The organism is Bradyrhizobium sp. USDA 336, assembly GCF_044908355.1.
GTDB classification, from domain to species: Bacteria; Pseudomonadota; Alphaproteobacteria; order Rhizobiales; family Xanthobacteraceae; genus Bradyrhizobium; species Bradyrhizobium yuanmingense.
Map to the genome: position 1 here is coordinate 6,643,854 of NZ_JBIYDC010000002.1, position 26,311 is coordinate 6,670,164.

A 26,311-nucleotide genomic window follows, 5' to 3' on the forward strand; every position below is an offset into this window, starting at 1 on the left:
TGGTTCATCGCAATCGCGTGATTGCAGCCATGTGGTTTTCCGAGGGGGAATACATCCGCAGCTAGAATGTTGCGGTGTAAATCTGGCGACGAGATCAGGTCGCCCCTCCAGCACCGTCATCCTGGAGCGCGGGAGCGTAGCGCAGGCCCTCTCAGCGACAACGGCTTCGCCATTGCGCGGGAATGCCGTTTTAGTGTCGCGCACAACGGCGAATGCCCTTTGCCGATCTGCCCTGCGTACGTAAGGTACACCGACAGAAAACACCAACCCAGAAGAAGTGTCCATGCCTGCCTTCCCCGCCGCCACCACTGTGCTCGACTCCCTGCTGTTTCGCGACGCTTTCGGCACGCCTGAGATGCGTGAGGTGTTCTCGGACGTCGCGACGGTCGCACGCTATGCCGAGGTCGAGGTGGCGCTGGCGAAGGCGGAGGCGAAGTGCGGTGTGATCCCACACGAAGCGGCCGCAGCGATCGCGGCGCGGACTGACGTTGCCGCGCTGGATTTCGATCTGCTCAGGCAGGAGACCGATGTCGTCGGCTACCCGATCCTGCCTTTGGTGCATCAGATGGTGAAGCAATGCGGCGAGGCGGGCCGCTACGTGCATTGGGGCGCCACCACGCAGGACATCATGGACACCGCCGTGGTGCTGCAACTGCGCGCCGCGCTCGAGATCGTCGAACGCGACATCGCCGAGCTGCGCAAGATCCTCGCCGATCTGTCGAAGCGCCATCGCGACACTGCGATGGCGGGCCGCACCCATCTGCAACAGGCGCTGCCGGTGACCTTCGGCTACAAGTCCGCGATCTGGCTCGCGATGTTCGACCGCCATGCCGAGCGGCTGGCGCAGCTGAAGCCGCGCGTGCTGGTCGGCCAGTTCGCCGGTGCGGCCGGTACGTTGGCTTCGCTCGGCGACAGGGGGTTCGAGGTGCAGGAAGCGCTCTGCACCGAGCTGAAGCTCGGCGTTCCCGCCTCGACCTGGCACGTCGCGCGCGACGGCTTTGCCGAAGCCGTTAACTTCCTTGCTCTCGTCACCGGCTCTCTCGGCAAGATCGCGCTCGACATCATGATGATGGCCTCGACCGAGTTCGCCGAGGTCTATGAGCCTTTCGTCAAGGGGCGCGGCGCCTCCTCGACCATGCCGCAGAAGCGCAACCCGATCTCCTCGGAGCTGATGCTTGCGGCATCCAAGGCGGTGCGCCAGCACGCCGGCCTGATGCTCGACGCCATGGTGCAGGATTTCGAGCGTGCCACCGGCCCCTGGCACGCGGAATGGATGGCGATCCCGGAAAGCTTTGTGCTGACCGCCGGCGCGCTGCATCAGGCGAAGTTCGCGCTTGGGGGCCTCATCGTGGACGAGGCGAAGATGAACGACAATCTCGCCATCAGCCGCGGCCTGATTGTGGCCGAAGCGGTCATGATGGGCCTCGCCCCGCAGATCGGCCGGCAGGAGGCGCACGACGTCGTCTATGAAGCTTGCCGTCAGGCCAACGAGAAGGGAATGAGCCTTGCTGACGTGCTATCCGCAGATTCACGGATATCGAGCCGCATCGATCGTGCCACAATCGAGGCGCTCACTTCACCGAAAAATTACCTCGGCCTTGCGCCCGCCATGGTCGACCGGGTGCTGGCATCGGCAACGCGTTGAAAACCAAAATGCGTGAAACTGCGTATCTTTCCAAGGGCGCAAGACGCTCGCATACTTGTGCCCCGCGATGCTAGACTTAAATTGAGTGAGCGACTTTCGGCAGAGGGCCCGGTATGACTGATCAACGCAATCCTTCCACTCCCATCGATCCGGCGAAGCTCGACCGGCTGGCCGAGGTGGCGGTGAAAGTGGGCCTGGGCTTGCGGCCGGGACAGGATCTGCTTCTGACGGCGCCCGCGATCGCGCTGCCGCTGGTGCGGCGGATCGCCGTGCATGCCTACAAGGCCGGCGCTGGCCTCGTGACGCCGATCCTGTCGGACGAGGAGATGACGCTGGCGCGCTACCGCCACGGCCACGACAACAGTTTCGATCGTGCCGCCGGCTGGCTCTACGAGGGCATGGCCAAGGCGTTCTCCGACAACACTGCACGGCTCGCCATCGTCGGCGACAACCCGATGTTGCTGTCGGGCGAGGATCCTTCCAAGGTGGCGCGCGCCAGCAAGGCCAATTCGATGGCCTATCAGCCTGCGCTGGAGAAGATCGTCAATTTCGACACCAACTGGAATATCATCGCCTATCCGAGCGCGTCCTGGGCGAAGCTGGTGTTCCCGAACGATCCCGAGGACGTTGCGGTCGGCAAGCTCGCAGACGCGATTTTCGCCGCGTCCCGTGTCGATCGCGAGGACGCGATCAGCAATTGGGCGAGCCACAATGCGGTGCTGCGCGAGCGCACCAACTGGCTCAACGGCCAGCGTTTCCGCGCGCTTCAGTACTCGGGTCCCGGCACCGATCTCACCATCGGCCTTGCCGACGGCCACGAATGGGAAGGCGGCGCCTCGCTGTCCAAGAACGGCATCAGCTGCAACGCCAATATCCCGACCGAAGAGGTCTTCACCACGCCGCATTGCCGCCGCGTCTACGGCCACGTCGTGAGCTCGAAGCCGCTGTCCTATCAGGGCACGCTGATCGACAACATCGCGGTGCGGTTCGAGGACGGCAAGATCGTCGACGCCAAGGCCTCGCGCGGCGCCGAGGTGCTGAACAAGGTGCTCGATACCGACGAGGGCGCGCGGCGCCTCGGCGAAGTGGCCTTGGTGCCGCATTCCTCGCCGATCTCGCAGAGCGGGCTGTTGTTCTACAACACGCTGTTCGACGAGAACGCGGCCTCGCACATCGCGCTCGGCCAGTGCTATTCGAAATGCTTCGTCAACGGTGCCCAGCTCACGCCGCAGCAGATCGCGGCGCAAGGCGGCAACCAGAGCCTGATCCATGTTGATTGGATGATCGGCTCGGCCGAGACCGACATCGACGGCATCTTGGCCGACGGCAGCAAGGTGCCCGTCTTCCGCAAGGGCGAATGGGCGAAGTCGTAATCTAGACGTGGTCCACCTCTCCCGTAGGGAGAGGTCGGATCGCATCGAAAGATGCGATCCGGGTGAGGGGTTACAGCCTCACGTCATGCTGCGGCCCCTCACCCGGATTGCTGCGCAATCCGACCTCTCCCCGCTGGGGAGAGGTAAGGGTCGGCCGATAGACTTCATTAGACTCACGTCAAGTGCTCTCTCACGCCGCCGCCTTGCGCGGGGTCGGGTCGTTGTCGATGCTGAAGCGGTTGAACAGCGTCGTGAACGGGCTGCCGTCGGTGGCCCGCACGATCGCGTCGGACGCCGCCACCGCCTCGTAGAGCGCGCCAATCGGATCTTCCGCGTCCGCCAGCGCGAGCGCGCCGCGGATCTGTTCGCGGGCCTCGCTGACGTCATCCTCGTCTTGGAGCCTTGCCTCCAGCGCATCCGCCGCGCGGCGCATCTCTGCAAGGTCGCCGCCTCCGGAGAATTTGAGGATGTCGCGCCAGTAGGGACGGGCAACGACAAGCTGGATCAATGCATCGAAACTTTCCGCGATGATGCCCGCGCGGCCCTCTGACGAGACATAGAGCACATTCTGCGACGGCAGCAGCACGAACGCGCTGCCGGAGCCGTCACTGCCGATGTGCCGCGGGCTTTCGATGCCGTCGATGGTGAACCAGGGCTCCTCGTCCGGTTCGAAGGAGACGTCGAGACTGCGGAGCCTGGCGACGACCTCGCTGTTGGCTGTCAGAATCTCCGGCGTGAGGGGCATCGGTGCGGCTCCTTCCCAAGACTTCGCGCACTTTGTCGCACCCCGGACAAGCTAGGTTCATGTGTGCGAATTCGCAGAGGAAATCGTGACGTTAACCGTATCGCACCCGCAACTCGGGGCTGATTGTCGAGTACCATGTAAGAAAGAATTAAAAGCAGCCTACTAGCGTCCCAACTTCTTTCGAAGCAATCCGGGCCGAGACCCGGCCATTCATATTTATATCTTCTGGGGAAGCAGATGTCGCGCACATTGATTGAAATCGGTAGTTGCAATGTGGACCTCGAGCTGCGGCCGATCGAGCCGTCCTGGATCATCGAGGGCAATCCGGTATCCCGCTCCCGCGTCCTGTCGACCAGCGCGGACGGCACCGCGCAGACGATCATCTGGCACTGCACCGAAGGCCGCTTCAACTGGTACTACGACATCGACGAGACGATCATGATCATGGAAGGATCGATCGTGCTCGAGAGCGACGGCATGCCGCCCAAGCGCTACGGCCCCGGCGACGTCATTTTCTTCCGCGACGGCGCGCATGCCAAATGGCATGTCGAAGGCCACGTCAAGAAGATCGCCTTCTGCCGCAAGACCAATCCGGTGATGATCGGTTTCCTGATCCGCGTCGTCAACAAGCTGAAGAAGATGTTCGCCTCCACCGGCGAGCGCCGTCCGGCCTCGCTGATGGGCGCCGGCTAAGCGGACACCAGGGTTTCAAGGACGCTTCCCAGCGGCCACGACGAAGAGGGGTCGGGATCAAGGTCCCGGCCCCTCTTTTCATCATGACGGCAGCTCGAGCCGGTAGACGTCGATCGCGGTCTGCGAGAACAACGCCGTCTTGTCGGCCTCGCTCAGCTTTGAAGTGATACGCTTGAAGGCGTTGAAGATCACCTGGTAGCTGCACTGGCCCTTGTCCGGGGGGAAGTTGCTTTCGAACATCGCGCGCTTCGGGCCGAACGCCTCGATGCAGGTCTCGACATAGGGCCGCCAGGCCGCAGCCAGCTCCTCGGATGTCGGCGGCCTCTCGCGCAAATGGAAGTCGTAACCAAGCAGGCACATCGCGAGACCACCGAGCTTCACCACCACGTTCTCGCATGTCGCGATCTCCCGGATCGAGGCGCGCCATTGCGCAAACACCTCCTCGCGCCGGCCCGCGAAGCGGCCGGTTCCGACCGGGCCGCCGCAATGGTCGAGCACAATCCTGGTGTCGGGGAAGGCGTGCGCCAGCGCCGTGAGCTCACCGATCTGCGGGTGGAACAGCCAGGCATCGAAGCTGAGCTTGAGGGGGCGAGGCAGGCAAAGCCTTTGCGGAAGGTCGGGTCCTGCAACAATCCCTTCGGCCTTTTCGCATACATGCCGGCGACGACAGGATCTTCGTCCCAGGCCGAAGAATGCCGGATGCCGCGAAAGCGGCCGTTGCCTGCGGCGATCTCGGCTTCCAGCACGCCCTTCGCGGCGTCGCCGAGCAGCAGATTGGCATGGCTGACGATGCCGGCGCAGATCGCGGCCTTGCCGTAGCCACCGCTCGCGCTCATGGCGGCGACGCCGTTGGCGAACTCGACCTCGCCCACGGGGCGGAATGATTCCGGCCCATGCGCGCGGTACATCGAGCGGCAGTCGACATAGACGGTGGCGATGACGTTGTGGCCGGAGGCGATGTCGGCGGCCATCTCCTCGATCAGATAGCGGTGCCCGCGATTCCACAGATGGTGATGGGGATCGACGATCGGCCGCAAGGGATCGATGATCTCCTCCCGATGCAGCGCGAGCCAGTCCTCACGCGGATCGACGAACAGCCCGCTCGTGTTGGCGGGCACACCGCTTGCTGCCATCGGCCTTCGCTCCCTGATGTTTTGTGTCGGGAGCCTAGCACCTCATTTCCGCATGCAGCAGCGCGCCTTGCGCAACCGCACCCATCATCACGAGCAATGCGGTATGCTCGTCAGCCCGTCCGCCGTCTCGCTCTCACTTCGACCATCAGCCGCCAGTCCGCTGCCGTGGCCGGCTTGACCTCCCCACGCCAGAGGAAGGAGTCCCCGGTAATCTCAGTAAAGCTCCAGCGCGTCAGCTCGCCGGATTCGGTCGTGCCTTCCTGCACGATGTCCTCGCCGCGGGGACGGCCGATCTGCTGCCGGAACACACGGCGGCCCGGATCGAACCAGGAAATCCGCCACGCATCCATGGCCGGATCGTAGACGCGCAGCGTGGTGCCGTACCAATTGCCGGCGATCGGAAAGGCTGCGCTGCCCGCCGGCCGGGGAATGATCCAGACGTCCTGCACCGCACGGCCTTCCAGCACCCAGCCGAAATGGATTTCGCCCGGCGCGGTGTGGCTTCTGCCGTCCGGTCCAAAGGCGGTGATCTCGGCGTCCCAGTCGCCGACGAAACGGCCGTAGAGCTGAAGCGCGGCCGCGTGCTCGGGATGCGGTGCGCTGGCGTGAAGAAGTCTCGCAAAGTCGTTCATGTTGCTCTCCTGCTGCGGAGGATTCAGCACGGATGAGCCGCGGGCGACTTGGAGAAAATTGCCGTCGGTCGTCAGGTCTTGCGCAGCGACAGATGTCTCATGGGACGATCGGCCTCCGCCTGCGTGGACCGATTGCTCGAGCTCTCAGCACGCCAGATGGCGACAACGGCGACAATGACGAGACTCGCGCCCACGAGCATCATGCGAGAGAACGGCTCTCCGAGCACGAGGGTGCCGAGCAGCACCGCGATGACCGGATTGACGAATGTGTAGGTCGAGACCAGAGAGGTCGAGACATTCTCGAGCAGCCAATTGTAGGCGGCGAAGCCGATGACGCTGCCGGAGACGATCAGCCAAAGAGCTGCTGCAACGGACGTCATCGAGACCTCGCTCGGTCTAAAGCTCTCCAGTTCGCCCGTCAGCCAACTGATCGCGAACAACACGGCGCCCCCGATCGATAGCTGCATGCCCGACAGCGCGATCGCGGATGCTTGATGCGACATGCTGCGCGACAGCACGGTGCCGATCGACCACGACAGCGCCGCCGCGAGCAGCCAGACGATCGGAAGCATGCTGATGCCGGCCTGCTGGGCATTTTGCCATGCCACGAGCCCGACGCCAACGAAGCCGGGGATGAGCGCGAGCAGCGCGATCGGCCGCGGGCGCTGATCGCCCGGAAAGAGCGTGTCCGCCAGAAGGATCCAGAACGGAATCGTGGCGAGCACGATGGCGGCCACGCCGGACGGAACCGATTGTTGTGCGAAGGCGAGAACGCCGTGGCAGCCGACGAAGAAAAGCAGCCCGCAAAGGCCTGCCTGCAACCATGTCCGGCCCGGGGTATTCGCGACATGCCTGCCGCTGAAGGCGAGCAAGATCATGCCGCCGCATAACGATCGAACTGCCATCAGCAGAAACGGCGGTATCGATTGCAAGCCCAGCGTGATGGCGAAATAGGTGGAACCCCACAGGAGATAGATGGCCGCAAACGAGCCGATGACCAGGAACCGTCTGCTCATGATTGCTCCGACTGAGGTGGGTCTTGGAGCAACCAAGTCGTTGACGGGTGATGCGTTCCGGTTCTGAGTCAGACCCCGTCGAGGATGATCACCGTCGGCTTCGTCGGCAGCGTATCCCGCGACATCCGGAACGAGCGCTCGACGCGCCGGTCGATCTCGAACTGCTGGCCGATCCGGCGCATGAAGTCGTCGAGCGGGGTGGCGAAGCGGTGCATCGGCAGCACCACGGAGGCGCGCAGCCGCTTGGTGATCTCGGAAATGCCGTCGAGCGACATGGTATAGGTGCCGTCGATCGGCACCATCACGATGTCGAGCCGCCCGATCTGCGCAAAATGGCTGTCGTCGAGCTTGTGATGCAGGTGGCCGAGATGGCCTATGCAGAGGCCGGCCGCCTCGAAGATGAAGATGGAATTGCCGTCGCGGATCATGTCGCTGCCGGCATCGTCGGCGAAATAGCGGCGGATATCGGTGGTGACGTTGCGGATGAAGGTGTCGCTGATGCGCTGCGACACGATCGCCGGCTTGCCGTCTTCGCTCCAGCCATGCAGCACGTGGGGAATGCGCGTGTCCGGAAAGAGAGTGTAATGGGTGCTGTGCGCCCGGTTCATGGTGACGACATCGGGCAGTCGCCCGACCTGGTAGGCGCCGCTATAGTCGGTCGCGATGCGCAAGCCGGCGGGCGTGTCGATGAAATAAGTGGAGTGGCCGGCATAGGTGATCTCGACCTCGGCCGCAGCTGCAGCCTGCCTGAAGACGACCGGCATGATCCGCGGCGCCGCATTGGCCATCGCCAGGCATTCGCTGCGCAGTGGCTGCTGGGCCAAGGTAGGGGTCAGGAATGCGCCGAACAGCGCGATAGCCGCCAAAACCAGTCGCCGCATGGATCCGTCCCCGATGACTTCGCGGCGAAGTCTAGCGTGCAATGCGGAGCCTCGCCAATGGGGGGCGATCAACAGCGCGTCAGTGTCGCACCTATTGCTCGCGCTTCGGGCTGAACTTCCAGGTGACCGCGACAAGGCTAGCGGTAATCAGGCCGCTGATGAGGCCGGCCAGTGGCAGGGCGAGCAGCAGTGCGGCGGTGGCGGCCCAGCCGATCGAGGAGAAGGCCTCGGCGAAGGTCGCAAGCCGCGAGGACGTCTGCCGGCGCCGGAATTGGCTGCGCCTTGCCTGCACCCGGAACCAGAGCTGGATCGCGGTCGCCGAGGCGGCGCTAATGACGATCGCAACCGCGCTGATTGCGGCCTGGGATGGCGAGGCAAAGGCCAGCGCCGCGAGCAGCGGAGCGAAGATTGCGGCAATCGCGATCAGCACCACCTCGATCTTGGCACGGATGATGCCGGACGGCATCAAGGGCGCGGTCGCGACCAAGTCGGGCGCGTCCTCGCCCGAGATCGTCAGCCAGGCGAGCCCGCCGGCGAGCTGTCCGGCCGCCATCACGATGACGGGTGTGATCAGTGTCAGCGCCGCGGAGCTGTCGGCGAAATTGCGCCAGAGCAGCAGCGCCGGCGGCACCAGATAGAGCAGCTGCATCAAGGTCTGCGAGATCAGCCAGGGATCGCGCCACAACAGCATGAATTCCTTGCGACGCAGCGCCTGCTGGCGCGATCCGCCGCGGAACGGGCGCTCCTTGGCACGGACGCGGCCGGACGTGGCGTAGGCCGCCGCATCGATCGCGGTGTCGGCAAAGCGGTGCGAGAAGATCGCCATCACGCCGCCGAGCATGACCAGCGCGAGCGCGAGAAGCAGCGCCAGCGCCTCGCTGTCGCCCATCGCGGCCCGCGCCGGCCACCACCAGATGCTGTCGACGTCGGGGGCGTAGGCGGCAACGCTGCCCGAGGTCAGCATGGTGAAGCGCGACAGCGTGCCGTAGGACATGATCGCGGCGACCTGAAGCGCGATCACGAAACCCGCACCGATGATGGCGGCGAGGATCTGTGCGATCAGGCGCGTCCGCGCGGGGCCGATCAACCGGAACAGGAGAATGGTGACGGCGATCGCGATCGCCGCCGCGGACAGGCCCATCGCAATGACGACGCCGAAGGCCGCCAGCCAGCGTGCGCCGCCGCCGATCACCAGAACGTCGATGAAGGGTGTCGAGAACAGCAGCGCCAGCACAGTGACGGTCAGCGCGATCGCGGAGATGCGGACCGAGAACAGATTGGCCAGCCGCGCCGGCGAGGACATGATCAGGTCGAGATCGGCGCGGGCGTAGAATACCCGCGTCACGGATTCGATCGCCTGCGACAGCATCAAGGTCCAGGCGAGAAAGATCGTCGCCGAAATCACGATCAGCGAGGATTTGTCGAGCGGCAACTGCAGGTCGGCGAAACGGCCGATCACCGCCCAGGCCGGCAGATGGAGCAGCGCGGCGAAGCACACCAGGCCGATCATTGCCGCGCGGGCCCGTTTGCGCCGCCCGCCCGTCATCATGGCGAGCCATTCGCGCCAGGCGAGCCGCAGCTCGTGGCGGGCAAACCAGGACAGCGCGGTGGCCGAGCTCATGCCGCTTCCTGAAGCGTCACCAGCGCGATGAAGAGGTCTTCCAGGCTGGTGTCGGCATGGCCGTTCTGGTGGCGCAGCTCGGTGAGCGTGCCTTCCGCGACCAGGCGGCCGGAGGCGATCACGCCGATGCGGTCGGCCATGCGCTCGGCGACTTCGAGGATATGCGTGGTCATGATGACGGTGCAGCCGGCGCGGACACGCGCGCTGAGCAGGCCCTTCACATGGCGGGCGGAGACCGCATCGAGCCCCGTCAAGGGTTCGTCGAGGATGATGAGGCGGGGATCGTGCACCAGCGCCCCTGCGAGAGCGACCTTCTGGCGCATGCCCTTGGAAAAGCCCTCGCAGCGCTCGTGGCGGTGCGCCTCGAGGCCGAGCGAATCGAGCAGTTCCTCGGCGGCCGGTTGCGCGATCGACGGCGCCATGCCCCAGAGGCCCGCGACGAATTCGAGATATTCGAGCGGGGTGAGCTTGTCGTAAATCATGGGCTCGTCGGAGACCCAGGCCATCACCTGCTTGGCGGCGACGGGGTCTTGGAGGGCATCGATGCCGAAGATCGAGACGGCGCCGGCATCGGGCCTGAGCAGGCCCGCAACCATGCGTAAAGTGGTGGTCTTGCCGGCGCCATTGGGGCCGACCAGCGCGTAGAATTCGCCGGCGTGAATGGTGAGATCGAGGCTGTCGACCGCCAGACGGTTAAAACGCTTCGTTAACCCTCGGACTTCCAGGGCCGAGTTGTCCGGCTTCATGACGGCCACACCATCCGGTTTGCATCGCCCGCGACCATGACCCGAAGATGTTTCGGCGCCGTGAATCGCACTGCCGCAAATTCCGCCAACCGGATTGGACTAAAGGCAAGGCATCCCGACAAGTCACCGTTTGTTGACAGCGCGCGGGCGTTCAGGCTGAATTGATTCCGGACAAATGGCGCTAATGCGGCGAAACGACTGCGTAGCGACTGGACACAAGATGCGGCAAGGCGGCCTCGAAGAACGCCGGTTGCATCGGGGAGGACGCGCGTCAATGCTGGATTTCGTTCAGCAGCTGGTCAGCGGTGTTGCGCTCGGCTGCGTCTACGGCCTGATCGCGCTCGGCTTCGTGCTCGTCTACAAGGCCACCGAAGTCGTCAATTTTGCCCAGGGCGATCTGATGATGCTGGGCGGTTTCTTCGCCTTCACCTTCATCGGCATGATGGGCCTGAACTACTGGATCGGCTTCGCCGGTGCGGTCGCCGCCATGGCGCTGTTCGGCATGCTGGCCGAGCGGGTGGTCGTGCGGCCGATCCTCGGCTATCCCCAGTTCTCCATCATCATGGTCACGATCGGTCTCGGCTATTTTCTGCGTTCGGTCGCCGGGATGATCTGGGGCACCGACGACCTGAAGATCGAGACGCCGTTCAGCCAGGGCGTGCTGCGCATGGGCTCGCTGGTGCTCGCCTACGACAAGCTCTCGGTGATCGCAGCGACGATGATCCTGTGCACCCTGCTCTGGCTGTTCTTCAACAAGACCACGCTCGGCACCGCGATGCGCGCCAGCTCCGAGAACATGCTGGCGGCCTATTACATGGGCATTCCGGTCAAGCGCGTGGTGGCGGTGGTCTGGGCGATCAGCGCGGCGGTCGCGACCTGCGCCGGCGTGCTGCTGGCGCCGATCACCTTCATCCACTCCAATGTCGGCCTCGTGCTCGGCCTGAAGGCATTTCCCGCCGCCGTGCTCGGCGGTTTCGGCTCGATCCCGGGCGCGGTGGTCGGCGGCGTCCTGATCGGCGTGATCGAGAGCATGGCCGGCTTTTACCTGCCCGAGGGCTGGAAGGACGCCGCGCCTTACATCGTGCTGCTGACCGTGCTGCTGCTGAAGCCCGAGGGCCTGTTCGGCCTCCACGTCCGCAAGAAGGTCTGAACGCCATGCGCTTCCTGTTCAAGACCGACTACCAGGACGACATCAAGCTGTTCCCGCATTCGGGCTACGTCGTCACCTACGGCGTTCTGCTCGCGCTGCTGCTGATCGCGCCCCACGTGCTCTCCAGCTATCTGATGAGCCAGCTCGTCTTCGTCTGCATCTATGCGATCGTCGGCGTGGCGCTGCTGATTCTGACCGGCTTCACCGGCCAGGCCTCGCTTGGGCACGCGGCATTCCTCGCGATCGGCGCCTACACGGCGGCGTACTTGCAGAAATACAACGTGCCGTTCCCCGTCTACTTCCTCGCCGCCGGGCTGTTGACCGGCATCATCGGCGCGATGGTCGGCTTTCCGGCGCTGCGCCTCACCGGCATCTATCTCGTCATCGCCACCATCTCGTTTGCCCTGATCGTGGAGGAGATCCTGGCGCGGTGGGAAAGCGTTACCCACGGTAACGAGGGCATGCGGGTCAAGACGCTGTCGCTGCTCGGCGTCGCCGTGCCGCGCGACAGCCCGACCTTCTATTACCTCTGCCTCGCCGTGCTGGTGCTGACCATCGTCGGCACGCTCAATCTGCTGCGTTCGCCGACGGGCCGCGCGTTCGTCGCAATCCGCGATTCCGAGACGGCGGCGCGCAGCATGGGCGTCAATGTCGCGCTCTACAAGGTGAAGTCGTTCGCGATCTCGGCCGCGATCACCGGCTTTGCCGGCGTCCTGTTCGCGCACAAGCTCTCCTTCATCTCGCCGGAGATGTTCACGCTTCAGCTCTCGATCGAGTTCATCATCGTCATCCTGATCGGCGGCACCTTCAGCCTGCACGGCGCCGTGCTCGGCGCGATCTTCATCGTGATGATCGACCCGTTCCTCACCTATCTCAAGGACGACATGCCCGGCATCATCGCCGGCATTGCCGCGGCGTTCGGGGCCGGCACGGCGACTGCGGGCAACATCGAGGCGAAAGTCGCGGCCTTCGCCTCGCTCAACGGTCTGAAAGGCGCGATCTACGGCATCATCATCGTGCTGTTCGTGCTGTTCGAGCCGCTCGGGCTCTACGGCCGCTGGCTCAAGATCAAGCTCTTCTTCCAGCTGTTCCCGCTCTACAAGCGCGCCACCTTCAAGCGGCAGAAGATCTACGTGAAGTCGGAGCGCAATCGATGAGCTATTTCCGCGCCGAGAACCTGTCGCTGCATTTCGGCGGCCTCAAGGCGGTCGATGCGGTCTCGTTCGCGGTGGAGAAGGGCGAGATCCTCTCGATCATCGGGCCGAACGGAGCCGGCAAGAGCTCGATCTTCAACCTGATCTCGCGGATCTACCGGCCGACCTCGGGCCGCATCTTCTTCGAGGACCAGGACATCACCGAGCAGCCGCCCTACGACATCGCCAAGCTCGGCATCGCCCGTACCTTCCAGAACATCGAGCTGTTCGAGAACGCGACCGTGCTGTCGAACCTTCTGGTCGGCCGCCACCGCCATTCGACCACGCAGCTGTGGCAGGAGCTCTTGTTCCTGCCGAGCGTGCGAGCCAACGAAAAGGTTCACCGCCGCCGGGTCGAGCAGGTCATCGAATTCCTCGACCTCGAACCCTATCGCGACAAGCTGATCTCGGGCCTGCCTTACGGCGTGCGCAAGGTGATCGAGCTGGCGCGCGCGCTATGCTCGGAGCCGAAGCTGATCCTGCTGGACGAGCCGTCCTCGGGTCTCAACGTGGAGGAGACCGGCGACATGTCGTTCTGGATTCGGGACATGAGGACCGAGCTCGGTATCACCGTGCTGATGGTCGAGCACGACATGTCGCTGGTCAACCGGGTCTCCGATCGCGTCATCGCACTGAACTACGGAAGGGTGCTGGCGATGGGCTCGCCCGCTGAAGTGCAGCAGCACCCCGACGTCGTCGCCGCGTATCTGGGAGCCTGACCGATGGATGCCGCTGCGCCCCAGGATATCATCCTCAAGCTCTCCAACATCGAGAGCTATTACGGGCCGATCATGGCGATCCGCGGCATCTCGCTGGAGGTGCCGCGCGGGCGCATCGTCACGCTGCTCGGGGCCAACGGGGCCGGCAAGACCACCGTGCTGAAGACCATCTCCGGCATCCTCGATCCGCAGAAGGGCGCGATCGAGTTCATGGGCAAGCCGATCCAGCGCATGGAGGCCGACCGCATCGTGCGCCTCGGCCTCAGCCACGTGCCCGAGGGGCGCGAGGTGTTCCCGTTTCTCACGGTGCGCGAGAACCTGATGATGGGTGCCTATCCACGCAAGGATCGGGACGGCGTCGCGGAGGATATGGAGCGCGTCTACGGCTATTTCCCGCGCCTGAAGGAGCGCACCAACCAGCCGGCGGGCCAGCTCTCCGGCGGCGAGCAGCAGATGCTCGCGATCGGGCGCGCGCTGATGAACCGGCCGACGCTGCTCTTGCTCGACGAGCCCTCGCTCGGCCTGTCGCCGCTGCTGGTGAAGGAGATATTCACCATCATCCGCCGGGTGAACGAGGAGCAGGGCATGTCGATCCTGCTGGTCGAGCAGAACGCCAAGGTGGCGCTGGAAACCGCCCATTACGGCTATGTGCTGGAGATCGGCCGTATCGTGATGAACGATACCTGCGACCGCTTGATGCATTCCCAGGACATCCAGGAATTCTACCTTGGCGCCAAGGAAGCCGGCGCGCGCGGCGAGCGGCGCTGGAAAAAGAAGAAGACGTGGCGGTGAGGACGAGCTGGCAGTAAGATGAGCTTGCCCAACGTTGAGCAAAGACCGGCCGGCAAGGCAGGCAGTGGAGGGAAGGCGACAAGGAGGAGAGGTGCATGGCCCGACCGGCGGTGCTGACGGTCGCTGATACGATCGCGAAGAGCTTCTTGCGCGCCGCCGAGACGCGGGGCGACAGGCCGGCGATCCGCGAGAAGAAGTTCGGCATCTGGCAGCCGACGAGCTGGCGAGAATGGCTGGAGATCTCCAAAGAGATCGCCTACGCGCTCCGCGCCGTCGGCTTCATGCCCGGCGAGGTCGCCTCCATCATCGCCAATGCCGTGCCCGAATGGGTCTACGCCGACATGGGCATATTGTGCGCCGGCGGCGTCTCCAGCGGAATCTATCCGACAGATTCTTCGTCCCAGGTCGAATATCTCGTCAACGACTCCGCCACGAAGGTGATCTTCGCCGAGGACGAGGAGCAGCTCGACAAGATTCTCACCTGCCGCGCGCGGTGCCCCAGCTTGCAGAAGATCATCGTGTTCGACATGGAGGGCCTCAGCGGTTTCTCCGACGATATGGTGATGTCGCTCGACGAGTTTCGCGCGCTCGGCCGCAACCACATGGTCAGCCGCGAAGCGCTGTGGCAGGAGATGATCGACAGCCGCAGCGCCGGCGATCTCGCGATCCTCGTCTATACGTCCGGCACCACCGGTCCGCCCAAGGGCGCGATGCACGCCAACCGCAGCGTCACCCACCAGATGCGGCACGCCAACGACTTCATACCCGCGCGAGAGGACGAGGACCGGCTGGTCTTCCTGCCGCTCTGCCACGTCGCGGAGCGCATCGGCGGCTATTACATCTCGGTCGCGCTCGGCTCGGTGATGAATTTTGCCGAGAGCCCGGAAACCGTGCCTGACAATCTGCGCGAGGTGCAGCCGACCGCCTTTCTGGCGGTGCCGCGCGTCTGGGAAAAATTCTATTCCGCCATCACCATCGCGCTGAAGGATGCAACGCCGCTGCAGCAATGGGTCTATCGCCGTGCCATCGGCATCGGCTACCGCATGGTCGATTGCCGGCTCGAGGGCAGGGCGGTGCCGCTGTCGCTGCGCATCGCCAACCGCATCGCCTACCTGGTCGCGTTCCGCAACATCCGCCGCATGATCGGGCTCGACCGCTGCCGCATCGCGTTCACCGGCGCAGCCCCGATCGCACCGGAGTTGATCCGCTGGTATCTGGCGCTCGGCATCGACATGCACGAGGTCTACGGTCAGACCGAGAATTGCGGGGTCGCAACCATGATGCCCGCGGACAAGATCAAGCTCGGATCGGTCGGCACCGCGGTGCCCTGGGGCGAGGTCGCGCTGTCGCCCGCCGGCGAGATCCTGATCAAGGGCGACTTCCTGTTCATGGGCTATCTGAACCAGCCGGAGAAGACCGCAGAGACGATCGATTCCCGCGGCTGGCTGCACACCGGTGACGTCGGCACCATCGACAATGAGGGCTTCGTCCGCATCACCGACCGGATGAAGGACATCATCATCACCTCGGGCGGCAAGAACATCACGCCGTCCGAGATCGAGAACCAGCTCAAGTTCTCGCCCTACATCTCCGACGCGGTCGTGATCGGCGACAAGCGGCCCTATCTCACCTGCCTCGTGATGATCGACCAGGAGAATGTCGAGAAGTTCGCCCAGGATCACGACATCCCCTTCACCAATTATGCCAGCCTGTGCCGGGCGAGGGAGATCCAGGACCTGATCGGGCGCGAGATCGAGCAGGTCAACGGCAATTTTGCCCGCGTCGAGACCATCAAGAGGTTCTACCTGATCGAGCGCCAGCTCACGCCCGAGGACGAGGAGCTGACGCCGACCATGAAGCTGAAGCGCGGCTTCGTGAACAAGCGCTACGCCGCCGAGATCGAGGCGATGTATCGCGAGCGTGCGGTGGCGTGACGAGTCGGTCCATTTCGAGAAAGCGAAGGAGCTGTGGCCCTGCCCTTCGTGCAATACGGGCCTTTAGGAGAGGAGACGTCAATGTCGAAATCGTTCAGCGCATTCGGCCTTGCTGTGGGTGCCGTGGTGCTCACCTGTCTGCCGGCCGCAGCGCAGACCAAGGTCACCAACGAGGGCATCTCGGCAACCGAGATCGTCATCGGCACTCACCAGGATCTATCGGGTCCGATCAAGGGATGGGGTGTCCCGGTCGCAAACGGCATGAAGATGGCGGCCGAGGAGATCAATGCGGCCGGCGGAATTCACGGCCGCAAGATCCGGCTGGTCGTCGAGGACAGCGGCTACGATCCGAAGAAGGCCGTGCTGGCGTCGCAAAAGCTGATCGAGCGCGACAAGATCTTCGCGATGGTGGGGCCGATGGGATCACCGACGGTGCTCGCCGCGCAAGACATCCTGTTCGATGCCGGTGTCCTGCAGCTGTTCCCGCTGACGGCGGCCGAATTCACCTTCAAGTTCGACCCGGCCAAGCCGCAGGAGCGCCTGAAGTTCAACAATTTGCTGCCTTATGTCGAGAGCACGCGGGCTGCGGTGAAATACATGATCGAGTGGAAGGGCTTCAAGAAGCCCTGCATCATGCATCAGGACGACGAGTACGGTAAGAACGTGCTCGATGGCTTCAATCAGCAGCTCACTGCCATGAAGGCGCAGCCGGCCTCGATCACGAGCTACAAGCGCGGCGCCTCCGATTTCAGCGCGCAGATCGCCAAGATGAAGTCAGATGGCTGCGACCTCGTCGTGCTCGGCACCGTGCTGCGCGAGACCATCGGGGCGATGACCGAAGCCAAGAAGCTCGGCTGGGACGTCACCTTCCTCGGGGCCACCCCCACGAACGTGATGGAGGTTCCTGCGCTGGGCAAGGACGCCGTCGAGGGTCTCTATGCTGCCAGCGGCTTCGAGATACCTTATGAGGACACCGCCAAGGGCAAGGTGAAGGATTGGCTCGTCAACTACAAGAAGATGTTCAACGCCGACGCCAACACGCAAGCCATCATCGGCTACAATGCCATGATGACGTTTGCGTTCTACGCCAACAAGGCCGGCAAGGATCTCACCGGGCAGAAGATGCTCGATGCGCTCGAGTCGGGCGAGAAATTCCTCGACATCTTCAACTCGCCGCCCACCAAGTTCTCCAAGACCGACCACCTCGCCAACACCATCACCCAGGTGCAGCAGGTCAAGGGCGGCCGCTGGGTGCTGGTGAAGGACAATCTGATGTTCTGATGCGTGTTCGCCTCTCCCGCTTGCGGGAGAGGCCGACGCGCTCGCAGAGCGCGGCGGGTGAGGGCTCTCGCCGCGCAGGGACAGCCTCTGCATTTCTCGACAATCCCGCCGCTGAGACACCCTCTCCCCAACCCTCCCCCGCGAGCGGGGGAGGGAGCGCAGTCCCGACGCCGAAGCATTATTCACACCATATGCGATAGCCCTGCCCTCAGAGGAGAGTCCCTGCGATCCCCCGCCCGCGGTGCCCGCGTTCACCGGGGCGAGCTCGTCTTCCCGGCAGCGCCAGCCGTCGGCGGCTTTGACGAAGGCGAAGGTTCGCTGGACCCGCAGCCGGCGCGAGACGTTGAAGACGTCTGCTGAGCGCGTCTTGTTGCCGGCTCCCTGCTGCGGCCGACCCGTCGTGGCGTCCCAGCAGGTGCCGGTGCAGATGGAGGCGATCCTGCTGCACACGGTGAAGGGGGCGAGCACCGCCATCTCGATTTCGCCCGTGACCTGTGCCTCCTGGTCGGTCACCTGGCTGTCGAGCGCATAGACGCGGTTGATGCGCAGAAAGTTGCCGCAGGAATTGGCCGCATGAATCCGCGCGGCGCAGAAATCGACGGCGTCGGCGTCGGGGATGCGGGCCGCGACCTGCCGGCCGAACACCTTTTTGGGATCGCCTTTCGCGGCGCGGATTTCGTCGGTCTTGCGCTTCAAATGTTCGGCGAGACAGTCCTCCGCGGATTCCAGCTCCTGCAGCGGCACGTTCTCCTTGCCGACCAGATTGCATTTGCGGTCGCGCTCGCGCGTCCACCGTCCATATTCGGCGAAGGCAAAGCGTGCCGCAGTCGGGTCCAATTTGCCGATCAGGCCGAGCACCTGGTCGTTGAGTTCGGTTTCGGCAAGCGTCAGCGAGGGGTCTGCGCAGATCACCGCGCCCGCAGCAGTGTTGGCCGCAAGGCAGTCGAAATCCTGATCGCGAACGATCGCGGCCCGCTCCTCGGTGACCTTGAGCAGGCACGCCTTGACCGCCTCGAGTTGGTCGGGGCGGATCGCGGTCTGGCCGACGATGCCGCAGCTGAGGTTGCGTTGGCGGACCCAGATCGCATTCTCCTCGATAGCGGGCAGGCGATCCGGCAGGCGGGCGAGCCGCGCCTCGATCGCGATGCTCAGCTTCTCGGCGGCGGCGGCAAGCGCGGCATCACCGCAGAACAATTGGTTGCCGGGGTCGCGAATCAGCTGGCAGTTGTTCCTGGCAAACAGCGGCAGCCTGTCGGCGATCGCGCGGTCGGATTGCGCGGACGCGGGCACCGCCGGCAATGCCAGCAGCGCAAGCACAGACAGCACGATGAATCGCATTCCAAGTCGCCCCCGCACGGAAGGCGCCATGCTAGCGCCTGGTCTTGCGCGGTGAAATGGGTTTGTGGGGGCGAGCAGTGGAAGGTCTTTAGCCCGGATGGAGCGCAAGCTTAATCCGGGGCCGGTGCGAGTGGTAAGAGTCCCGGATTTCGCTGCGCTTCATCCAGGCTACGAGCGATCAACGCGCCTCCGCGGCCGCCATCGAGACCTGCACCGGCTCGTCGACATATTTCAGCACGGCCGACTGGTGGAGCACGAACAGTGGCTGATAGCTCCGCGTCGCGTCATCCCTGACCATCGCCATGCGGCGATTGTCAAGCATCAGCCATTGGCCGTCGAGCTTTGCCGCGGCAATTGCGTGCGCCTCGCCGGCCCTGATGTCGCGCACCACGACGATGCGGAGGTCTTCAGAGGCAATTCCCGTCAGCCGCAGCGCGGCCAGCTTGGCGATGGCATAGTCCTCGCAATCGCCGGTCCCGCGCGCGAAGGTCGAAAGCGGCGAGCTCCAGACGTCGTCGGTGCCATCATTGGCGGCATGGATGGCGAGATTGATGGCGCGGTTGACCTCGCCGAGCCGCGCGCGACCGTCGCGGGCGCGGGCGTGGTCGACGATGGCGAGCAGCTCGAGCGCCGCCGGTGAAGCGCAATTGTCCCGGTCGCCGTCGCACAGCGCGAGCTGCACCATGTCGTCGTCGAGCTTGTCCTTCAGCGCGGACCATCGCTGCTGCAGGCCACCGGACGAGATGGCGAAGGCGAACACGCCGAACGGTTCGGCGGATTTGCGCACGAGGACGCCGGCGCCGGGCGACAGCAGCGTGCCGGCGCGAAGCTCGGCGGCCGATCCGAGCAGGATCAAGCCGCACATGACAAGGATTTCGCGCCAGGCGCGCGAGCGAGCAGCGGTCTCCATCTGACATCCCCTTCCCAGGCTTCACGAGATCCCCCTCGATCTCGACGTGCCGGGCTTTGTTGCTTTCGTGGAGATAGTGCGAGACGGGCCATTTTGTTCTGCTTAACGCGGTCGGCTGGGGTTCCAAAACCGGGTGACAGGCTGAACCGGACCCGCTCGAATTGCGTAAAATTTTATGATTCGGGGGCTAGGAGCGGTCCCGCTGCCGCGAAATGGAACCAATTGCAGGCAGAAGTTGCGAGGGCCGCGAATCTGGCGCCTATGGCTAACGGCCCGCTATTTCACGGGTTCTGTTAGTTAGGTCACAGAATTAACGCCGTATTTGCTGCAGGATGTTGCAGGGCGTCACGAACAAAAGATAACGCAAGTATCCATTCTACGCATTTTACTTGAGAGGACTTGGGGTGAGGGGGAATGCGCGCATCTAAGTTTATTTCGACTTGGAAGCTCTGGAAAAATGACTTCCGCTCCTCTGGGAGGGCGCCGCGCCGCGCAGGCTCTTACGGTCAAGTGACGCGAAATCACACAAGCAATAGATGGTTTCGCTAAGGACTTGGTAATGCTAAGCAAGCTTAAGCGGTCGATACTTACTTAGATTTTAACCCTTTTTACGGTGCCCGGTTGAATTACGCTGGCAAATTTGACGCCGCGACGTCTTTGGACGGCCAGGGTTCCAGTTCGCCCGCCTTTGCCGATTCCTTTACCGCCAAGCCCTTCATTGCCAAGGCGCACGGCCATGTGCCTGACGGCGCGTTCGTTGTTCCCGACCCCAATCTGATCTTCAACGGCGAGTTCAAGCGTGCCGGGCTCGACCTCGTGCTGTCCCACGACGGTCACGAATTCGTCGTTCACGATTATTTCAGGGGCGACAAGCGCGCCGCGCTCGCTTCGCCCGACGGCGCCCACCTCAGCGGCGACGTCGTCAACGCCCTCACCGGCCATGTCCAGGTTGCCCAGGCCGCGCCCGGTACCGGTGCGGGCCAGGTCATCGGTCACGTCACCAAGCTCGTGGGCAGCGCGACCGCGATCCGCAACGGCGTCTCGGTCATCCTGAATAATGGCGACAACGTCGAGAAGGGCGACGTGGTCTCGACCGGCTCCGACTCGACGCTCGGCATCACCTTCATTGACGGCACCGTGTTCGGCCTGTCCTCCAACGCGCGGATGGTGCTGAACGAGATGGTCTACGACCCCAACGGGTCGAACAATTCCTCGCTGCTCAGCCTCGTCGCGGGCACCATCACCTTCGTCGCTGGCGAAACCGCCAAGCGCGGCGACATGAAGGTCGACACGCCGGTCGCCACCATGGGCATCCGCGGCACGGCGGTGTTGACCCAGATCAACTTCGTCGTTCCCGCCGGCGGCGGCGATCCGCAGCCGCAGGCGAGCTTCCAGGTGCTGGTCGAGCCGAACGGCACGACCGGCTCCTACATCCTGTTCGACAAGGTCACGCTGCTGCCGATCGCGACGGTCAACCAGGCCGGCCAGATGATCCAGATCAGCGGCGGCAACGTCTCGATCACCAATGCACTGATGTCGCCGGAGGTGCAGAAGCTGATCACGGACGTGTTCACGCTGAAGTTCACCGACAACAACACCAACACCAAGCTGACCACGAACTACACCGATACGATCACGCCGTTCGGCTATGAGGTGTTGCTCAAGTCGGCGTCTGGCGCCACCGTCACCGCGACATTCGTCAATCTCAATCCGCAGGGATCGGAGAAGCCCACTACCTCCACGCCGCCTATCGTACGCATTCCCGGCCAGCCGATCGTTCAGAGCTTCGACGCCACTGGCAACGTGAAGACGGCGTTCGGGCTGACCGAGCGCGCGGGCACGACCGGCGACACGCAGGCCGACACGATTTCCGGCATCATCAGATTCGTCGATCAGAATCTGGGTGACCTGCCGACGGTGAGCGTGAGCCTCGCCGAGGCGCCGAACTACGTCTACAAGAACGCCGGCCAGCAGGACGTCACCGGCTCGCTCACGGCGCTGCAGAAGCAGGACATCGCGGCGACGCAGATCCAGATCAGTGTCGTCGCCGACCCCGCCAACAACAACAACGGCTCGGCGGTCTGGACCTATACGATCCCCGACCACGTCTTCGATTTCCTCGCGGCTGGCGAAACCCTGACGCTGACCTACATGGTCCGCGTCGACACCAATTTCGCGGTGAACCCCGAGTCCAAGTTCATCCCGATCACCATCACGATCACGGGAACGAACGACAAGCCGACGGTGGCGACATCAGGCGGCACCGTCATTGAGCAGGTCGGGACCGGCAACGAGGCGCTCGACGTCATTACCGGCACGGTCACCTTCACCGACGTCGATCTGACGGACCGGCCGATCGTCAGCGCCGAACTCTCGTCCACGCAGCCGTTCAAATATCTCGACGCGGAAGGCAACGACATCACCGCGACGTTGACGCCGGCGCAGCTCGCGGCGATCTCTGCTGTCAAGGTGCCCCTGACCGTTGTTCAGGGAGCCGGCAACGGCAACAACGGCACGGCAACTTGGACCTACAGCGTTCCCGACCATCTTTTTGACTTTCTTGCCGAGGACGAGAAGCTTATCCTCAACTACGTGGTGCAGGTCGATGACGGTCACGGCGGTGTCGTCAGCACGCCGCTCACGGTGTCCATCAACGGCGCGGACGTCAATGTCGAGGGCACCAACGACCTGCCGACGATCGTCGAGGACTCGACGACGCCCACCGGAGCGGTGACAGAGGATACGGCGGCAACCCTGACGGCGAACGGCACCATCGCCTTCAACGACCCCGATCTCACGGATACGCACACTGCCAGTTACGTCCTGAAGTCGACGACGTCGAACGCGCATCTGCCCGGCTTCGGCAACGGCACCTCGCATATCGGGACCTTCGCGCTGACCGCGGTGAGCGAGAGTCCGGGTGTCAGCACGCGCGGATCGGTGGGCTGGACCTTCACGCTCAACGACAACGATCCGGTGCTGCAGTCGCTGGCCGAAGGCCAGACCATCACCCAAGTCTACACCGTGACCGTCGACGACCATCACGGTGGCACCGTCACCCGGGACGTCACGGTCACCATCACCGGCACCAATGACACGCCGACCATCACGAGTGATGCAGACGCTGCAAAGGGCAGCGTCACCGAGGATGCCTGCGCGACGCTGTCGATCGAGGGCACGCTTGCGATTCAGGATCTCGATCTGATCGACACCCACACCGCGCAGGCCGCATTCAAGTCGGCGACGTCGAACGCGCATCTGCCCGGTTTTGACGGCAGCGCGCCGCTCGGCACGTTCACGATCGATACCGACGTCTCGGAGTTCAGCACCGACACCATTAATGTTGCGACGCTGGGCTGGCACTTCAGCCTCGACAACAACAACGCGGTGCTTCAGTCGCTGGCCAAGGGCCAGACCATCACCCAGGTCTACACTGTCACCTTCACCGACGACCACGGCGCGCAGGTTTCGCAGGACGTGACCGTCACGATCAACGGCGCCAATGACGCGCCGACGATCACCAGCAGCGCCGCGGATGCCGCCGGAGCCGTCACCGAGGATAGCGCGACGCTTTCGATCGAGGACACGCTGGCGATCCAGGATGTCGACCTGATCGACACCCACACCGCGGAAGCCGTGTTCAAGTCGGCGACGTCGAACGCGCATCTCCCGGGCTTCGATGGTAATACGCCGCTCGGCACCTTCACGATCGATTGCGAGGTCGCGGAGTTCAACACCGATGCCGACAACAGCGCGACGCTGGGCTGGCACTTCAGCCTCGACAACGACAATGCGGTGCTGCAATCGCTGGCGCATGGCCAGACCATCACCCAGGTCTACACCGTCACCTTTACTGACGATCACGGTGCACAGGTCTCCCAGGACGTCACTGTCACGATCAACGGCGCCAACGACGCGCCGACGATCACGAGCGATCCCGAGGCGGCAACGGGTGCGGTTACCGAGGATGACGGCGCCTCGCTAACGACCAGCGGTACGCTGGCGATCCAGGACGTTGACCTGATCGACACCCATACGGCGCAGGTGCAGTTCAAGTCATCGTCCGTCAGTTCAACTCTGCCGGGATTCGAGGACGACAGCACGAATATCGGCACCTTCTCCATCGGCGCGGTGTCCGAATCCAACGCCGACACCAGCAACGGCGCGACGCTCGACTGGCACTTCACGCTCGACAACAGCGATCCCGTGCTGCAGTCGCTGGCGGAAGGGCAGACCATAACTCAGGTCTACACCGTCACCTTCAAGGACAATCACAACGCGACGGTCACGCAAGACGTCACCGTCACCATCACCGGCACCAACGATGCGCCGACCGTCTCCTATGTGACGTCGGACTACATGAACTTCGACGGTGCGACCATCGCGGTCGGCGACGTACCGACGGTCGCCACCGACGACGTGACGCTGGACGGCTGGGTGAACTGGAACGGAGACGCTGCCTCCGCTAGCCAAGTCTTGTTCTACAATGGCAATACCTCGACCACCGGTTTCGGCCTCATGGGCACCGTCATAAGCGGCAAGCTGGAGATCGCGATTCTCGAGGGCGGCGTCGAGATCCAGGATACCGGCTTCGCGCTTACTGCGGGGCAATGGCATAACCTCGCCTTGACGCGCGACGACGGCATCTTCACACTTTATGTCGATGGCAACGTCGTCTATTCCCACAGTGGCGGCGTCAACGCGATCGCTGGCGCTCAGGAACCGTCCTACATGATGATCGGAGCGGCGAGCGGCAGGTACGCTCCGGGCTTCGGCACGCAAGGCTTCACCGGCTCGATCGCCGATGTCAGCGTCTGGACCACCGCACTCACGCAGGCGCAAATCCAGTCGTACGACTTCACCGCGCTCACCGGCAACGAGGCCAATCTGGCCGCCTATTATACGTTTGGCGACGGCAGCGGGAGCACGGCCTCCAATACGGTCAACCCCACCAAGAGCCTCGCCATTGAAGGTGATGCGGATTGGGCCAGCGGGACCTCCGGGCCGGGCGGCGCATTTGCCGATCTGATGGAGACCAATGGCGGCCAGCTTTCGCATGGCGTGCTGGCGGTCTCCGACGTCGACGCGACCGATCACGTCACGGTATCGGTCGATGCAGTGCAGGTTAAGCTCGACAACGTGTTGCAAACGGGCAGCGTCGGCGGGCTGTCGCATGCCGATCTCCTGAACTATCTGACCGTGCCGTCCGGCGACATTCTCAACGGCACGGCGACCCACGCCCAGTTTACCTGGCAGTTCAACTCGGCCGGCCAGGCCTTCGACTTCCTCGCCGCCGGTCAGACGCTATCGCTGCAATACACCATCGTTCCGTCGGATGCTCAGGGCTTTGGAACTAGCGCGGTCGTGACCATCAACGTCACCGGCACGAACGACGCACCGACGCTGTCCGATCTCCACATCGGCCCGCTCACGGACACCGCTGACGACGACACCTTCTCCAATCTCACCGGGCAACTGGCCGGGACCGACGCCGACAGCGGTGAGACGGCGACGCTGACCTATGCCGTCCTCAATTCAGATCACCAGGCGGCCACGACGGTCGCGGGACTCTACGGCTCGCTGACGGTCAATTCCAACGGCAGCTACAGCTACGTTCCAAATGATGCTGCGATCAATGCTTTGGCGGACGGCTCGTATGTCGATACGTTCACGCTCCAGACCACGGACATCCATGGTGCGACCAACACGGCAACGCTCAAGGTGAACGTGACCGGTGCGGACGACGGTGCAGGCCCGGTCATCAACACCGAGAGCTTCCAGGTCGAGCACATCATCGAGAACAGCAACGAGATCATCACCGATCTCATGATTACCGACACCGATCCCGGCGCCGCGACGGACACTTTCACGGTCACGCTGTCGACCGCAAATCCGGACGTCAGCCTCGCCAGTGTTTATCCGACGACCGGTACGCTCGAGCAGATCAACACCGCCCTCGCGCAAGGCGCGGGCATCGTCTACGAGCCGACCGGCGCTGATCCCGAGGCGGAGCTGCCCGCCACCGATCAGATCACGCTGACCATTGCCGACTCCGCCGGCCGCTCCGACACTGTGAACTTCATCTTCGTCGAAGGGGCCGAGAGCCAGGGCATGACCCTGCAAGGCACCGCCGGCAAGGACGTCATTTTCGCGACCGAGTCGAGTGATACGCTGATCGGCGGCAGTGCCAAGGATCAGTTCGTATTCGCACCGGCCTCGTCGCAGGATTCGGTTCAGCACACCGTGAATGATTTCGAGTACGGCCTCGACAAGATCGACCTACGGCAGTTCAGCGGCATCGGCTCCTTGAACGACCTTGCCCCGACCGCCGCGCAGGATGGCGGCACGTTGCTTACGCTGGATAGCCACGAGACGATCCTGCTCAAGGGTGTCGCCGTCGCGAATCTCCAGTCCAGCGATTTCATTTTCGGCACTCACGTCGGCTAGTGGAAGCAGGCGGCGCTCCCGGCTTGCACCTCGACCGCGGCAAAAAATCCATAATCCTCGGC

At 63.8% G+C, this 26,311-nt stretch carries 17 protein-coding genes and 2 pseudogenes; 10 read left to right on the forward strand and 9 right to left on the reverse strand.

Annotated features, from left to right (window positions below; translation table 11 throughout):
- Window positions 1-283 precede the first annotated feature (283 nt).
- Together pcaB and ABIA45_RS32140 are read left to right on the forward strand one after the other, a co-directional pair.
- Window positions 284-1,645, forward strand: coding sequence for a 3-carboxy-cis,cis-muconate cycloisomerase (gene pcaB / locus ABIA45_RS32135; protein WP_404654778.1), 1,362 nt, complete (start codon window positions 284-286; stop codon window positions 1,643-1,645).
- A gap of 113 nt (window positions 1,646-1,758) precedes the next feature.
- Window positions 1,759-3,018, forward strand: a complete 1,260-nt coding sequence (locus tag ABIA45_RS32140; protein WP_404654779.1) for an aminopeptidase — start codon at window positions 1,759-1,761, stop codon at window positions 3,016-3,018.
- A 190-nt stretch (window positions 3,019-3,208) separates the two neighbouring features.
- Here ABIA45_RS32140 and ABIA45_RS32145 read toward each other — a convergent pair whose 3' ends face one another.
- Entirely contained in the window at window positions 3,209-3,763 is a 555-nt protein-coding gene (locus tag ABIA45_RS32145; RefSeq protein WP_404654780.1) for a hypothetical protein, read from the reverse strand.
- Window positions 3,764-4,000: 237 nt separating this feature from the next.
- On the opposite strand from ABIA45_RS32145, the gene ABIA45_RS32150 reads away from it, so the two are divergent.
- Entirely contained in the window at window positions 4,001-4,456 is a 456-nt protein-coding gene (locus ABIA45_RS32150; RefSeq protein ID WP_036036523.1) for a cupin domain-containing protein, read from the forward strand.
- An 81-nt stretch (window positions 4,457-4,537) separates the two neighbouring features.
- Here the strand turns inward: ABIA45_RS32150 and ABIA45_RS32155 are convergent.
- The 6 genes and pseudogenes from ABIA45_RS32155 to ABIA45_RS32180 form a co-directional block, all read right to left on the reverse strand.
- A pseudogene (locus tag ABIA45_RS32155) lies at window positions 4,538-5,589 on the reverse strand (amidohydrolase family protein).
- Between the two features lie 110 nt (window positions 5,590-5,699).
- Window positions 5,700-6,221: a hypothetical protein gene (locus ABIA45_RS32160; protein WP_157283012.1), complete on the reverse strand. Its 522-nt coding sequence runs from the start codon at window positions 6,219-6,221 to the stop codon at window positions 5,700-5,702.
- A 71-nt stretch (window positions 6,222-6,292) separates the two neighbouring features.
- Window positions 6,293-7,237, reverse strand: coding sequence for an EamA family transporter (locus tag ABIA45_RS32165; RefSeq protein ID WP_157283010.1), 945 nt, complete (start codon window positions 7,235-7,237; stop codon window positions 6,293-6,295).
- Between the two features lie 68 nt (window positions 7,238-7,305).
- Window positions 7,306-8,118 carry an MBL fold metallo-hydrolase gene (locus tag ABIA45_RS32170; RefSeq protein WP_404654781.1) on the reverse strand — a complete coding sequence of 271 codons (813 nt, stop codon included), beginning with the start codon at window positions 8,116-8,118 and terminating at the stop codon, window positions 7,306-7,308.
- Between the two features lie 91 nt (window positions 8,119-8,209).
- Window positions 8,210-9,739 carry a permease gene (locus tag ABIA45_RS32175; protein ID WP_404654782.1) on the reverse strand — a complete coding sequence of 510 codons (1,530 nt, stop codon included), beginning with the start codon at window positions 9,737-9,739 and terminating at the stop codon, window positions 8,210-8,212.
- Window positions 9,736-10,485, reverse strand: a complete 750-nt coding sequence (locus tag ABIA45_RS32180; RefSeq protein ID WP_404654783.1) for an ABC transporter ATP-binding protein — start codon at window positions 10,483-10,485, stop codon at window positions 9,736-9,738. The genes ABIA45_RS32175 and ABIA45_RS32180 overlap by 4 nt, the downstream gene beginning before the upstream one ends.
- 274 nt (window positions 10,486-10,759) lie before the next feature.
- On the opposite strand from ABIA45_RS32180, the gene ABIA45_RS32185 reads away from it, so the two are divergent.
- The 6 genes from ABIA45_RS32185 (at window position 10,760) to ABIA45_RS32210 (ending at window position 17,554) form a co-directional block, all read left to right on the forward strand.
- Complete coding sequence (locus ABIA45_RS32185; protein WP_036021277.1) at window positions 10,760-11,635, forward strand: branched-chain amino acid ABC transporter permease; 876 nt, start codon at window positions 10,760-10,762, stop codon at window positions 11,633-11,635.
- Window positions 11,636-11,640: 5 nt separating this feature from the next.
- A complete protein-coding gene (locus tag ABIA45_RS32190; RefSeq protein ID WP_404654784.1) occupies window positions 11,641-12,792 on the forward strand; it encodes a branched-chain amino acid ABC transporter permease in 1,152 nt (383 codons plus the stop codon).
- Complete coding sequence (locus ABIA45_RS32195; RefSeq protein ID WP_035997604.1) at window positions 12,789-13,547, forward strand: ABC transporter ATP-binding protein; 759 nt, start codon at window positions 12,789-12,791, stop codon at window positions 13,545-13,547. The genes ABIA45_RS32190 and ABIA45_RS32195 overlap by 4 nt, the downstream gene beginning before the upstream one ends.
- A 3-nt stretch (window positions 13,548-13,550) precedes the next feature.
- On the forward strand, window positions 13,551-14,339 hold the full coding sequence (locus ABIA45_RS32200) for an ABC transporter ATP-binding protein (RefSeq protein WP_271545800.1): 789 nt from the start codon (window positions 13,551-13,553) through the stop codon (window positions 14,337-14,339).
- Window positions 14,340-14,434: 95 nt separating this feature from the next.
- Entirely contained in the window at window positions 14,435-16,273 is a 1,839-nt protein-coding gene (locus ABIA45_RS32205; protein WP_404654785.1) for an AMP-dependent synthetase/ligase, read from the forward strand.
- A gap of 81 nt (window positions 16,274-16,354) precedes the next feature.
- Window positions 16,355-17,554: an ABC transporter substrate-binding protein gene (locus ABIA45_RS32210; RefSeq protein WP_035997612.1), complete on the forward strand. Its 1,200-nt coding sequence runs from the start codon at window positions 16,355-16,357 to the stop codon at window positions 17,552-17,554.
- Between the two features lie 225 nt (window positions 17,555-17,779).
- Here ABIA45_RS32210 and ABIA45_RS32215 read toward each other — a convergent pair.
- Both ABIA45_RS32215 and ABIA45_RS32220 read right to left on the reverse strand, forming a co-directional pair.
- Window positions 17,780-18,892, reverse strand: a pseudogene (locus ABIA45_RS32215) (lysozyme inhibitor LprI family protein); the annotation flags it as partial.
- 178 nt (window positions 18,893-19,070) lie between these two features.
- A complete protein-coding gene (locus ABIA45_RS32220) occupies window positions 19,071-19,802 on the reverse strand; it encodes a transglutaminase-like cysteine peptidase (RefSeq protein WP_404654786.1) in 732 nt (243 codons plus the stop codon).
- A 657-nt stretch (window positions 19,803-20,459) separates the two neighbouring features.
- Here ABIA45_RS32220 and ABIA45_RS32225 point away from each other — a divergent pair.
- Window positions 20,460-26,249 (forward strand): VCBS domain-containing protein, encoded by a 5,790-nt coding sequence (locus ABIA45_RS32225; RefSeq protein WP_404654787.1) that lies wholly within the window; start codon window positions 20,460-20,462, stop codon window positions 26,247-26,249.
- Window positions 26,250-26,311 lie beyond the last annotated feature (62 nt).